Source organism: Streptomyces mirabilis, from assembly GCF_039503195.1.
Lineage (GTDB): Bacteria > Actinomycetota > Actinomycetes > Streptomycetales > Streptomycetaceae > Streptomyces > Streptomyces mirabilis_D.
The window spans coordinates 9251220-9264133 of record NZ_JBCJKP010000001.1; the positions used below are offsets into that span (position 1 = coordinate 9251220).

The window sequence follows — 12914 nt, forward strand, 5'->3', positions numbered from 1 at the left end:
GGAACGGAGGGCGTGCCGCTGTGTGCCCAGTGGATCAACTGAAGGAGCTGCGAAGGATGGGCACGGAACTCCAGGGCAGGACCGCCGTCGTCACCGGCGCGAGCAAGGGCATCGGACTGGCCGTCGCCGAGGCGCTGGCCGGCGCGGGGGCGACGGTGATCGCCGGGTCGCGCACCACGACGCCGGGTCTCGACGCGCTGGTCAAGCAGGGCGGTGTCTCCTGGGTGCCGGTGGACCTGGCCGAACCCGGTGCCGCCGAGCGCCTCGTGGCGACGGCGGACGGCCGACTGGACATCCTGGTCAACAACGTCGGCGCGGCCCCCGCCCGCATGGGCGGATTCCTGTCGGTGACCGACGAGGACTGGCAGCGCACGGTCGATCTGAACCTCCTCACGGCCGTACGGGTCACCCGCGCCGCCCTGCCCCTGATGCTGTCCGCCGGGCAGGGCTCGGTCGTGACGGTCGCCTCGGTCAACGCCACCCTGCCCGACCCGATGGTGATCGACTACAGCGCGGGCAAGGCCGCGCTGGTCGCCTTCTCCAAGGCGCTCTCCAAGGAGGTCGGCCCCCAGGGCATCCGGGTCAACACCGTCAGCCCCGGTCCGGTGGAGACCGAGCTGTGGCTCGGCGGCGACGGGGTGGCGGCCACGGTCTCGGCAGCCGCCGGGATCACCCCGGACGACGTGGTCGCCCAGGCGTCCGGTGCCACGGTCACCGGCCGCTTCTCCCAGCCGTCCGAGGTCGCCGACCTGGTCCTCTTCCTCGCCGGCGACCAGTCCCGCAACATCACCGGCAGCGACTTCGTCATCGACGGCGGTTTCATCCCGACCTGGTGACGTACCGACCGGCCCCCTGCGCCGGTCAGCGTTCCAGCAGCATCCGCTGGAGTTCGCGGGCCGCGCGTGGCGGGGCCACATCGCTGCGGTGGGCCAGGGCGATGACGCGGTGGAGTCCGGGGCGTGCGAGCGGTGTCACCCGCAGGCCGCGCCCCGACCGCGTCGCGACCATGCGCGGGACGACGGCCACGCCGAGCCCCGCCCTGACGAATCCCAGCACCGCGTCCATCTCGCCGCCCTCGACGGCGAAGTCCGGCTCGAAGCCCTCGGCGCGGCAGGCGGCGACGGTCAGTTCCCGCAGGTCGTAGCCGTGCCGGAACATCACAAGGCGTTCGCCCTCCAGGTCGGGGATGCGCACGGTGCGACCGGTCCCCGGCGCGGGCGCATCCGGTGACGACACCACGACCAGGTCCTCACGCAGCAGCTCCACCGTCGTCAGCGCGGGGGAGGGGGTGGGCAGCGGGAGGACGACCAGGGCGAGATCCAACGCGCCGCGCGCGAGTTCCCGTACGAGATCGTGGGAGCCGCCCTCCTCGATCAGCAGCCGGATACCCGGATAGCGGTCGTGGAAGGCGCGCAGGACATCCGGAAGGAGGCCGGTGCACACGCTCGGTGTCGCGCCCAGGCGGACCCGGCCGCTGCGCAGCTGGGCCAGTTCCTGCACCTCGTGCCGGGCCGTGTCCGCGTCGGCCAGGATGCGCCGGGCCAGTGGCAGCAGCGCCTCGCCCGCGTCCGTCAGGGTGATGTTGCCCCGCGCGCGGAGAAAGAGGTCCGCCCCCAACTCCCGTTCCAGTGCCTTGATCTGCTGGGAGAGGGACGGCTGGGCGACATGGACCAGATCGGCGGCCCGCGTGAAGTGCCGGGTCTCGGCGACCGCCACGAAGTACTGGAGCTGCTGGAACTGCATCCACCCATCATAGGCTCCAGCTATGGAAACGAGCTGGACCATGTCTTGGACCGATCGGCACCCACGGCCCTACGTTCTGAGACATGGCTCTGGCAACGCGGACGGACCGACGACCGTCGATGACGCGCACCGTGTGGGACAGCTCCGTCGGGAAGAAGACCGTGATGGCGGTCAGCGGCCTGATCATGCTGATGTACCTGGTCGTACACATGTTCGGCAACCTGAAGATCTTCTTCGGTTCGGGCGACTTCAACCACTACGCCCACTGGCTGCGCACCCTGGGTGAGCCCTTCCTGCACTACGAGTGGGCCCTGTGGATCATCCGCGTGGTCCTGGTCGTCGCCGTCGTCGCCCACGCCACCGCCGCGTACCAGCTCAGCCGCCGCGACATCAGGGCGCGCCCGAACAAGTACGTCCACCAGAAGCCCAGGTCCAGCTACGCGACCCGCACGATGCGCTGGGGCGGGATCATCCTCGGCCTGTTCATCGTCTGGCACATCCTCGACCTGACGACCGGCACCGCGCACCCCGGCGGCTTCCAGCCCGGACACCCCTACCAGAACGTGATCGACACCTTCTCGACCTGGTACGGCGACGTGATCTACATCGTCGCGATGCTCGCGCTCGGCCTGCACATCCGGCACGGCTTCTGGAGCGCCGCACAGACCCTGGGCGCCGGCAGCCGCACCCGGGACCGCGCCCTCAAGACCGTCGCCGACGTCCTCGCACTGGTGCTGACGGTGGGCTTCATCTCCGTACCCGTCGGTGTCATGACCGGATTGGTGAGCTGACATGACCGCAGCCTCTGAATACGCCGCGTACACGACCGGTTCGCCCGTCGTCGACAGCAAGGCCCCCGAGGGGCCGGTCAACGAGCGCTGGGACACCCGTCGCTTCGAGGCCAAGCTCGTCAACCCCGCCAACCGTCGCAAGCACACGGTGATCGTGGTCGGTACCGGCCTCGCGGGCGGCTCGGCGGGCGCCACGCTCGCCGAGCAGGGCTACCACGTCGTCCAGTTCTGCTACCAGGACTCGCCCCGCCGCGCCCACTCGATCGCCGCGCAGGGCGGCATCAACGCGGCGAAGAACTACCGCAACGACGGCGACTCCGTCCACCGGCTGTTCTACGACACCGTCAAGGGCGGCGACTTCCGGGCCCGCGAGTCCAACGTCCACCGTCTCGCGCAGATCTCGGTCGAGATCATCGACCAGTGCGTCGCCCAGGGCGTGCCCTTCGCGCGGGAGTACGGGGGTCTGCTCGACACCCGTTCCTTCGGCGGCGTCCAGGTGTCCCGCACCTTCTACGCCCGCGGCCAGACCGGCCAGCAGCTCCTGCTCGGCGCCTACCAGGCCCTGTCGCGGCAGATCGCGGCCGGCAACATCGAGATGCATCCGCGCACCGAGATGCTCGACCTGATCGTGGTCGACGGACGGGCGCGCGGCATCGTGGCACGCGATCTCATCACCGGCCGGGTCGACACGTACTACGCGGACGCCGTCGTCCTGGCCAGCGGTGGCTACGGCAACGTCTTCTACCTCTCGACGAACGCCATGAACTCCAACGCCACCGCCGTCTGGCGGGCGCACCGGCGCGGCGCCTACTTCGCCAACCCCTGCTTCACCCAGATCCACCCCACCTGCATCCCGCGCACCGGCGAGCACCAGTCCAAGCTCACCCTGATGAGCGAGTCGCTGCGCAACGACGGCCGTATCTGGGTCCCGAAGGCCCAGGGCGACACCCGCCCGCCGAACGAGATCCCCGAGGACGAGCGCGACTACTACCTGGAGCGCATCTACCCCTCCTTCGGCAACCTGGTCCCGCGCGACATCGCCTCCCGCGCCGCGAAGAACGTCTGCGACGAGGGCCGCGGGGTCGGCCCGGGCGGACAGGGCGTCTACCTGGACTTCGCCGACGCCATCCGGCGTATGGGCAGGGCGAAGGTCGAGGAGAAGTACGGCAACCTCTTCGACATGTACGCCCGGATCACCGCCGAGGACCCGTACACCGTGCCGATGCGGATCTACCCGGCCGTGCACTACACGATGGGCGGACTGTGGGTCGACTACGACCTCCAGACCACCATCCCCGGCCTGTTCGCGATCGGCGAGGCCAACTTCTCCGACCACGGCGCCAACCGCCTGGGTGCCTCGGCCCTCATGCAGGGCCTCGCCGACGGCTACTTCGTGCTGCCGTCGACCATCAACGACTACCTCGCCCGCAACCCGCACCACGCCGAGGTCACGGACGAACACCCCGCCGTCCAGGAGGTGCTGGCCGAGACCGAGGACCGGCTGCGGCTGCTGCTGGCCGTCGACGGCGACCGCACCCCCGACTCCTTTCACCGCGAACTCGGCGAACTCATGTGGGAGTTCTGCGGCATGGCCCGCACCGAGACGGGTCTGCGCAAGGCCCTGGAGCGCATCCCGGAGATCCGCGAGGAGTTCTGGCGGCGCATCAAGGTCCCCGGCACCGGCGAGGAGTTCAACCAGTCCCTGGAGAAGGCCAACCGCGTCGTCGACTACCTGGAGCTCGCCGAGCTGATGTGCCTCGACGCGCTGCACCGGTCCGAGTCCTGCGGCGGCCACTTCCGCGAGGAGTCCCAGACCCCGGACGGCGAGGCCGCCCGCAAGGACGAGGACTTCTCGTACGCCGCCGCCTGGGAGTTCACCGACACCGGCGCCGCGCCCGTCCTGCACAAGGAAGACCTGGTCTTCGAGTACGTCCACCCCACCCAGCGGAGCTACGCATGAAGCTCACCCTGCGCGTCTGGCGCCAGAAGAACGCCGACGCCGACGGAGCGATGTCCACGTACGAGGTGGACGACATCTCGGCCGACATGTCCTTCCTGGAGATGCTCGACACCCTCAACGAGGAACTCATCCTCAAGGGCGAGGACCCCGTCGCCTTCGACCACGACTGCCGCGAGGGCATCTGCGGCGCCTGCAGCCTGGTCATCAACGGCGACGCCCACGGACCCGAGCGCACCACCACCTGCCAGCTGCACATGCGGTCCTTCCAGGACGGCGACACCATCGACGTCGAGCCCTGGCGCGCCTCCGCCTTCCCGGTCGTCAAGGACCTCGTGGTGGACCGCTCGGCCTTCGACCGGATCATCCAGGCCGGCGGGTACATCACCGCCCCCACCGGCGCCGCGCCCGAGGCCCACGCGACGCCGGTGCCGAAGCCGGACGCCGACTTCGCGTTCGAGCACGCCGAGTGCATCGGCTGCGGCGCGTGTGTGGCCGCCTGTCCCAACGGGGCCGCGATGCTCTTCACCTCGGCGAAGGTCAACCATCTGAACGTGCTGCCACAGGGGGCGCCCGAGCGGGAGACGCGGGTGCTGGACATGGTGGCGCAGATGGACGAGGAGGGGTTCGGGGGGTGCACGCTGGCCGGGGAGTGCGCCACCGCTTGCCCCAAGGGGATTCCGTTGGTTTCCATCACCGGGATGAACAAGGAGTGGCTGCGGGCCGCTCGTAAGTCAGGGCGTCGCTGAGGCGGTGGTTCGACTGCGGGTCGGTGGGGCTGATCGCGCAGTTCCCCGCGCCCCTCGAGGGGCGTTCTTGCCGGCCCCGATTGTTAGGTAGACGTTCGCCGGATCTGTGCGGACGGGCGGGGCCGGGAGTGGTGCTCATCCCCGGTCCCGTCTCGCATTCGGGGGAATCTCCTGGCATTCAACATCCCCACATCCTGGCTCCTGGCACACGTCACGCGCAGGCCAACCGGCATCGGAAGAACAGGAGCGCGCGGGCCGTACCGAACCGGTCTGCCGCCGCTGTGCCGAACCGGCCCGTGACCAGGAGAGTGCCATGACCGGCGTTTCCACCCTCGACAGCCCCCCGCAGCCCCTGGCCCCCACCCGCTACACCGTCTCCCTCGCCCGTTCCGAGGCCGACGTCCGGGCCGCGCAGCGGCTGCGGCACGACGTCTTCGCCGGGGAGATGGGCGCCCTGCTGACCACGCCGCAGCCGGGGCTCGACATCGACGCCTTCGACGCCTACTGCGATCACCTGCTGGTCCGTGACACGCTGACCGACCAGGTCGTCGGCACCTACCGTCTGCTGCCCCCGGAGCGCGCCGCGATCGCCGGCCGGCTCTACTCGGAGGGTGAGTTCGACGTGACCCCGCTCGACGCGATCCGCCCGGGACTCGTCGAGGTCGGGCGCTCCTGCGTGCACCCTGACCACCGCGACGGCGCCGTCATCGGCCTCATCTGGGCCGGGATTGCCCGTTACATGGTCGAGGGCGGCCACGAGTGGCTCGCGGGCTGCTGCTCGATCCCGCTCGCCGACGGCGGCGAGCTCGCGGCCGGAACCTGGGACCGGGTGCAGGCCAAGCACCTGGCACCCGAGGAGTACCGGGTACGACCGCTGCTGCCGTGGACCGCGGAGGGTGTCACCCGCCGACCCCACACCGAACTCCCCCCGCTCCTGCGCGGCTATCTCCGGCTCGGCGCCTGGGTCTGCGCCGCACCCGCGCACGACCCGGACTTCGGGGTCGCGGACCTGTTCGTGCTGCTGTCGATGCGCCGGGTCAACCCGCGCTATCTGAGGCACTTCCTCTCGCTCGTCCCGGCCTGATGAGCGTCTGGCTGCCCAGCGCGCCCTGCACCCCCAGGGCGTGCGTCGAGGCGACGGGGTCCGCCACGGCCGTACCGCGTGCCGTGCTGCGGCTCGCGGCGGTCCTGGTCGTGGTCGCCACCGGGGTCGTGCTGTTGCCGCTCGGCGGGCGGATCCCCGCCGAGCCGGTACGGCGCTGGTGCCGGGCGATCGTGCGGGCCGCGGGCGTCCGCGTCCGGATCACCGGCCCCGCCGTCCCCACCGGTGGGCTGCTGATCGTCGCCAACCACATCTCGTGGCTGGACATCCCGCTCCTCGCCGCCGTCCGGCCGGCCAGGATGCTCGCCAAGTCCGAGATCCGGCAGTGGCCGGTGGCGGGACCGCTGGCCGCGCGCGGCGGCGTCCTGTTCATCGAACGCGACCGGCTGCGCGCGCTGCCGGACACGGTGGCGCGGATCGCCGGGCTGCTGCGCGACGGGGTGGCCGTCGTGGCCTTCCCGGAGGGCAGCACCTGGTGCGGCAGGGCGCAGGGCCACTTCCGGCGGGCCGTCTTCCAGGCCGCGCTCGACGCGGGGGTGCCGGTCCAGCCGGTGCACATCCACTACCGGCTCGCCGGGGGAGTGGCGAGCACCGCGCCCGCCTTCGTCGGGAACGACTCGCTGCTCGCCTCCCTGTGGCGGGTGGCCTCGGCCCGCGGGCTGGTGGCGGAGGTCGAGGTACGGCCCACGCTCGCCCCGGGCAGCCACCCGGATCGACGGGCGCTGGCCCGCGCGGCGCAAGGGGGGTTGCATTCCCAGGGCGCACGCGCGTCGGCCCTCGCCCATCGCTGACGTATCAGGACGAGGCGACCCGAAGGGACAGGGGCCGGTGGCCGGCGGTAGGGGGCTATCGGCCCCGAGCGAGCGCCCGGGTGAGGTACGGAGCCGTCGTGCTGCCCTCCGCCCGCGCCACCTCGGCCGGGGGACCCGCCGCCACGATCCGGCCGCCCGCGTCCCCGCCGCCGGGACCCAGGTCGATCACCCAGTCCGCGCCCGCGACCACCGCCATGTCGTGCTCGACGACCACGACGGTGTGTCCCGCGTCGACCAGGCCGTGCAACTGGCGCATCAGCACCTCGACATCGGCGGGGTGCAGCCCGGTCGTCGGCTCGTCGAGGACGTAGAGGGTGTGCCCCCGGCGGACCCGCTGCAACTCGCCTGCCAATTTGATGCGTTGGGCCTCGCCGCCGGACAACTCCGTGGCGGGCTGGCCGAGTCGTAGATAGCCAAGACCCACGTCGAGGAGCGTGGCGAGGCTGCGGGCGACGGGCGCGGTGTCGGCGAAGAACTCCGCCGCGGCCTCCACCGTCATGTCCAGGACCTGCGCGATGTTCCTTCCGCGGTACGTCACCTCGAGCGTCTCGGGGTTGTAGCGTGCCCCGTCGCAGTCCGGACAGGGAGCGTAGGTGCTCGGCAGGAACAGCAGCTCCACGCTCACGAACCCCTCGCCCTGGCAGGTCTCGCAGCGCCCGCCCGCGACGTTGAAGGAGAAGCGCCCCACCCCGTAGCCGCGCCTTCGCGCCTCCTCCGCCCCGGCGAAGACCTTGCGCACCACGTCGAAGAGGCCCGTGTAGGTGGCGAGATTCGAGCGCGGGGTACGGCCGATGGGCCTCTGGTCCACGGAGACGAGCCGTCCCACCCCCTCCAGCTCCTCGGTCACCTCGCCGATGAGGGTGGACTTGCCCGAGCCGGAGACACCCGTGACGGCGGTGAGCACACGGAGCGGGAACGCGGCGCTCACCCCGCGCAGGTTGTGGCGGCTCACCGGCCCCACCTTCAACTGCCCTCGCGGAGAACGGACTTCGCGTTCCGGCGCGGGGGAGCGGTCGAAGAGGAAGCGGGCCGTGGCCGACTCCGCCACTCCGGCCAGCTCCGCCACCGGACCGCTGTGCAGCACCCGCCCGCCGTGCTCACCCGCCCGCGGACCGACGTCGACGAGCCAGTCGGCGCCCCGCACGACATCCAGATGGTGCTCGACCACGAACACCGAGTTGCCCGCCGCCTTCAGTCGGTCCAGGACCGTGAGCAGGGCCTCCGTGTCCGCCGGGTGCAGGCCCGCGGACGGTTCGTCGAGGACGTACACGACACCGAACAGACCGGAGCGCAACTGCGTGGCCAGCCGCAGTCGTTGCAGCTCGCCCGCGGAGAGCGTCGGGGTGGCCCGGTCGAGGCTGAGGTAACCGAGGCCGAGTTCCACGACGGGGGCGATCCGTGCCCTCAGGTCGTCGGTGAGGACGCGGGCCGCCTCTCCCCGGGGCTCCAGGGTCCCGGCCAGCTCGGACAGCGGCAGCGCGGCCAGTTCGGCGATCGTGCGGCCCGCGAAGGTCACCGCCAGCGCCTCGGGACGCAGCCGGCTGCCGCCGCACACCGGGCACGGGGCGCTGGTCAGGAACCGCTCGGCCCTGGCCCGCAGCGTCGGGCTCTTGGAATCGGAGAAGGTCTTCATGACATAGCGCCGGGCGCTCATGTACGTGCCCTGGTAGGGGCGTTGGATCCGGTCCGCGTCCCGCACCGGATGCACGGTGACGACCGGCTGCTTGTCCGTGAACAGGATCCACTCCCGCTGCTCGGCCGGCAGCTCGCGCCACGGCCGGTCCACGTCGTACCCCAGCGCGTCGAGGACGTCGCGCAGGTTCTTGCCCTGCCAGGCGCCGGGCCACGCGGCGATCGCGCCCGCGCGGATCGACAGCGACGGGTCCGGGACCAGCGACTTCTCGGTCGTACGGTGGACCTGGCCGAGACCGTGACACTCCGGGCAGGCCCCGGCGGCCGTGTTCGGCGAGAAGGCGTCCGAGTCGAGGCGTTCGGCGCCCTGCGGATAGTCGCCCGCGCGTGAGAACAGCATCCGCAGGGAGTTGGAGAGGTTGGTGACCGTGCCCACGGACGAGCGCGAAGTGGGCGCCGAGCGGCGCTGCTGGAGCGAGACCGCGGGCGGCAGCCCGGTGATGTCCCCGACCTTCGGCGCCCCGACCTGGTGGATCAGCCGTCGCGCGTACGGCGCCACCGACTCGAAGTAGCGGCGCTGGGCCTCCGCGTAGATCGTGCCGAACGCCAGCGAGGACTTGCCCGAGCCCGAGACCCCGGTGAAGACCACGAGGACATCGCGCGGGATGTCGACGTCCACACCCTGGAGATTGTGCTCGCGGGCGCCCCGCACACGGACGTACCCGTCGTGGCGGCGGTGCGGGTCGGACATCGACGGGACTCCTGGCGGGGGGCTCGGGGCAAACCCCACGATTCTAGGGCCTGGTCAGTCCCGCGACCCGGCCGAGCCTCCGGAAGGAGTCCAGCAGGGCCCCGCGGTCGTACGTACTGGTCGTGACCAGCACCTCCTGCGCGCCGGTCTCCTCGATCACCCTCTCCAGCTCGTGCTCGACCTGCTTCTCGGTGCCCGCGATCTGCCCCGCGAGCGCCGACTCGTAGAAGTGCCGCTCCTTGCCGTTCATCGGGAGATCCTCGACCCGCTCGGCGGGCGGCAGCGGCGGGAAGGTACCGTGCGTGCGGGCGTACGCCATCGACCAGGCCTCGGGGCGGAGCAGCCGCATCGCCTCGTCCGGGGTCTCGGCGACCGCGACGGCGCCGGAGACGACGACGTACGGCTCCGCCGCCCACACCGAGGGACGGAACGTCGCGCGGTAGTGGTCGATCCCGCGTCGCATCTTCTCCCGGTTCCTGATGTCCCCGATGACCAGGGGCAGACCCGCGCGCGCCGCGATCGTGGCGCCCTCGTTCAGGGCGAGTACGAAGGGCGGCACGGTCAGCCCCTCCGAGGGGCGCGCGTGCACCCCCGCCGGCGACGGGCCCCGGAACCAGCCGAGCAGCTCGTCGAGCTGCCCCGCGAAGTCGTCGGCGACGTCCTTGTCCCGCCCCAGCGCCCTGCGCACCCCGTCCGTGAAGCCGACCGAACGCCCGAGCCCCATGTCGATCCGCCCGGGGAACAGGGACTCCAGTACACCGAACTGCTCGGCCACGACCAGGGGCTGGTGGTTGGGCAGCATCACCCCGCCGGTACCGACCCGGATCGTCCGGGTGGCGGCGGCGACCGCGGCGGCCAGCACGGTGGGCGCGGACCCGGCGACCCCGGGCACGCCATGGTGCTCCGAGACCCAGATCCGGTGGTACCCGAGCCCTTCCAGCTCCTGGGCCAGACGCACGGTGTCCCGCAGGGCCTCGGCGGCGTCGTGCCCCTCACGGGTGCGCGAGCGGTCAAGGACGGAGAAACGCGTCACGCTTCGGATGATACGGACCTCGCCCCACCTGCGGTCACAGGGCCTGGTGGGAAACGGTCAGCAGATAGGTGCCGTAGAAGAGGGAGAAACCGGCCAGGCCGATGAGCAGGACGACGACCGTGCGCCGCTGGGCGTGGGCCAGGGAGAGGGCGAACGGCAGCAGCAGGGGGAAGGCGGGCAGCAGCAGTCGGGGTCTGCTCGTGAAGAAGTGGGCGTCGCCGAGGGCGATGACGAGGAGAAGCCCCGAGTACACGAGCAGCGGCAGCGGCTGTCGGTCCAGGACGCCGAGGACGAACAGCAGGACGCAGCCGAGGACGATTCCGGCGGAGAGGTAGACGACCAGGGTTTCGTGCCCGACGATCAGGTGCTTGAACATGTGCGCGGTGTAGTGACCGAAGTCGAACCGTGAGCCCCACAGACGCTGCACCCGGAAGTATCCGGTCAGGTCGTGTGTGCGCAGCCCCACCCAGGCGACGTACCCGAGCCACCCGACGGGCGCCAGGAGCATGGCCACCCAGGCGCGCGGGGCGGTGGTGGGTCTCCCTTCGCGGCGGCGCTGCCAGAGGTGGGCGGCGGCGGCCGTGATGACGGCGGCGGCCACGGTGAAACCGTTGGGGCGGCACAGCCCGGCCAGCGCGGCCAGCGTCCCGGCGGTCAGCCAGCGGTGGGTCAGCGCCGCGTAGAGCGCCCAGGCGGCGAAGGCCGTCATGAGGGACTCGGTGTACGCCATGGTCAGCACGACGGCATGCGGCAGCAGCGCCCACAGTGCCGCGAGCGCCAGCCCGACCCGCCGTCCGTGCAGCAGCTCGCCGACCGCGTACACGCCCCAGGCGGCGACGGCGGCGGCGATCCAGGAGATGACGAGCGCCGCGTTGACCGGGCCGATCGGCAGGACCGTGTTCAGGCCGTGGATCAGTCCGGGGAAGAGCGGGAAGAACGCCAGGTCGTTGTAGACGACCCCGTGGCCGGACTTGGCGGCGACGACCGTGCCGTAGCCGTACCGGGCGATGTGCCAGTACCAGCCGCCGTCCCATTCCAGGCCGAGCACGTTGCGCGGGTGCCGGCCCAGGTGCAGCGACCAGGCGGTCACCATGAGCACGCCCGCCAGTCGCGCGGCGGCGAACAGCCACAGCGCCGGCAGCGCCCGCTTCAGCTCGCCCCGCCATCGCCATACCCCGGCCGAGACGGCAGGCGTCGCGGGCACGAACCGCCGCGTGGGTCTGCCGCTCACCGTCTGGGGGCCGTCTTCCATGCCGACCTCCTCGTCGCCCTGCTAGAGGGAATGGCCGGGGACGGGGTTCCACCGGTGGGAAGGTCCTGACTTCATGGGACACGACCTTCCGGGGCGGCGCATTCCGGGCCGGGACGGAAGGGTGACGAGGTCGCCGGGTTCGAACCGCTCGAACGGCTCGCTCAGTCGTTGAAGTAGTGGCCTGCTTCGAGATCGGGGACGAGTGCGGGGTGCCCGGGACGCCATCCGAGCAGGTTCCGGGTCAAGGTGCTCGAGGTCGGGTTGTCGAGGGACACGGCGGCGCCGAGAAAGCCGAAGTGCCCGCTCGCCTCCTCGGTGGTGATCCCGGCGACCGGCAGCTTCAGCCGGCGGCCGATGAGCTCGGCGATGTCACGCAACGGCACGCCCTCTTCGGCGGCCCCGTGCAGGATCGAGCCGGCCGGGGCGGCTTCCACCGCCAGCCTGAACAGGTGCGCCGCATCGAGCCGGTGCACGGCGGGCCAGCGGTTCGATCCGTCGCCGACGAAGGCCGACACGCCGGTCTGGCGGGCGATGTCGATCAAGCTCGGGACGAAGCCCTTGTCGCCCTCGCCGTGCACGGTCGGTGAAAGCCGGACGACCGAGGCGCGCACCCCGCGCGCGGCCAGCGCCATGGCCGCGCTCTCCGATGCGATCCGGGGTGCCTCCGACCCGGGAGCGGGCCCGATCTCCTCGGTCCCGAGGCGACCCGGCGCCATCATGGTGAGCATCAAGGTCCCCGAGGTCACCACGAGGGGCCTGCCGGTTCCTTCGAGCGCCGCTCCGAGAGCCTCGACGGCACGCAGGTCCAGCTTGCCGTTGGCGACGTAGTCCGAGAAGTCGTGGTTGAAGGCCAGATGGATGACGCCGTCCGCCGCTGCGGCGCCCTCGTGCAGGCGGTCCGGCTCGTCGAGGGAGCCGCGGTGCGCCTCGGCGCCGACCGCCGTGAGCGCCGCGGCGGCGGTGTCCGAGCGGGCGAGGCCGAGGACCTGATGCCCCGCTTCGAGGAGTTCACGGACGACGGCGGAACCGATGAATCCGGTCGCGCCGGTGACGAATACGCGCATGGTGCATTCCTTCGACAGGACGAGCAGG

11 protein-coding genes are annotated in these 12914 nt (G+C 71.5%); 6 read left to right on the plus strand and 5 right to left on the minus strand.

The features are described from left to right. Nucleotides 1–56 precede the first annotated feature (56 nt). Entirely contained in the window at nucleotides 57–836 is a 780-nt protein-coding gene (locus tag AAFF41_RS41970) for an SDR family NAD(P)-dependent oxidoreductase (protein ID WP_319749139.1), read from the plus strand. A gap of 25 nt (nucleotides 837–861) precedes the next feature. On the opposite strand, the gene AAFF41_RS41975 is transcribed toward AAFF41_RS41970, so the two are convergent. Further along, entirely contained in the window at nucleotides 862–1743 is an 882-nt protein-coding gene (locus AAFF41_RS41975; protein ID WP_054227929.1) for a LysR family transcriptional regulator, read from the minus strand. Between the two features lie 119 nt (nucleotides 1744–1862). On the opposite strand from AAFF41_RS41975, the gene AAFF41_RS41980 reads away from it, so the two are divergent. The 5 genes from AAFF41_RS41980 to AAFF41_RS42000 all read left to right on the plus strand — a co-directional run bounded on the left by AAFF41_RS41980 (nucleotide 1863) and on the right by AAFF41_RS42000 (nucleotide 7133). Continuing rightward, nucleotides 1863–2534, plus strand: coding sequence for a succinate dehydrogenase (locus AAFF41_RS41980; RefSeq protein WP_319749246.1), 672 nt, complete (start codon nucleotides 1863–1865; stop codon nucleotides 2532–2534). A 1-nt stretch (nucleotide 2535) separates the two neighbouring features. Next, on the plus strand, nucleotides 2536–4494 hold the full coding sequence (locus AAFF41_RS41985; protein ID WP_319749138.1) for a fumarate reductase/succinate dehydrogenase flavoprotein subunit: 1959 nt from the start codon (nucleotides 2536–2538) through the stop codon (nucleotides 4492–4494). Next, entirely contained in the window at nucleotides 4491–5240 is a 750-nt protein-coding gene (locus AAFF41_RS41990; RefSeq protein WP_319749137.1) for a succinate dehydrogenase/fumarate reductase iron-sulfur subunit, read from the plus strand. Before AAFF41_RS41985 ends, AAFF41_RS41990 begins: the two co-directional genes overlap by 4 nt. Before the next feature lie 313 nt (nucleotides 5241–5553). After that, a complete protein-coding gene (locus tag AAFF41_RS41995; RefSeq protein ID WP_054227933.1) occupies nucleotides 5554–6324 on the plus strand; it encodes a GNAT family N-acetyltransferase in 771 nt (256 codons plus the stop codon). Continuing rightward, complete coding sequence (locus tag AAFF41_RS42000; protein WP_319749135.1) at nucleotides 6324–7133, plus strand: lysophospholipid acyltransferase family protein; 810 nt, start codon at nucleotides 6324–6326, stop codon at nucleotides 7131–7133. The genes AAFF41_RS41995 and AAFF41_RS42000 overlap by 1 nt, the downstream gene beginning before the upstream one ends. 55 nt (nucleotides 7134–7188) lie before the next feature. On the opposite strand, the gene AAFF41_RS42005 is transcribed toward AAFF41_RS42000, so the two are convergent. From AAFF41_RS42005 to AAFF41_RS42020, 4 genes are all read right to left on the minus strand, one after another. Further along, on the minus strand, nucleotides 7189–9537 hold the full coding sequence (locus AAFF41_RS42005; protein WP_343325697.1) for an ATP-binding cassette domain-containing protein: 2349 nt from the start codon (nucleotides 9535–9537) through the stop codon (nucleotides 7189–7191). A gap of 43 nt (nucleotides 9538–9580) precedes the next feature. Beyond that, entirely contained in the window at nucleotides 9581–10579 is a 999-nt protein-coding gene (locus tag AAFF41_RS42010) for an LLM class flavin-dependent oxidoreductase (protein WP_425526265.1), read from the minus strand. 25 nt (nucleotides 10580–10604) lie between these two features. After that, a complete protein-coding gene (locus tag AAFF41_RS42015; RefSeq protein ID WP_343325698.1) occupies nucleotides 10605–11822 on the minus strand; it encodes a glycosyltransferase family 39 protein in 1218 nt (405 codons plus the stop codon). 161 nt (nucleotides 11823–11983) lie between these two features. Beyond that, entirely contained in the window at nucleotides 11984–12886 is a 903-nt protein-coding gene (locus AAFF41_RS42020; protein WP_343325699.1) for an SDR family oxidoreductase, read from the minus strand. Nucleotides 12887–12914 lie beyond the last annotated feature (28 nt).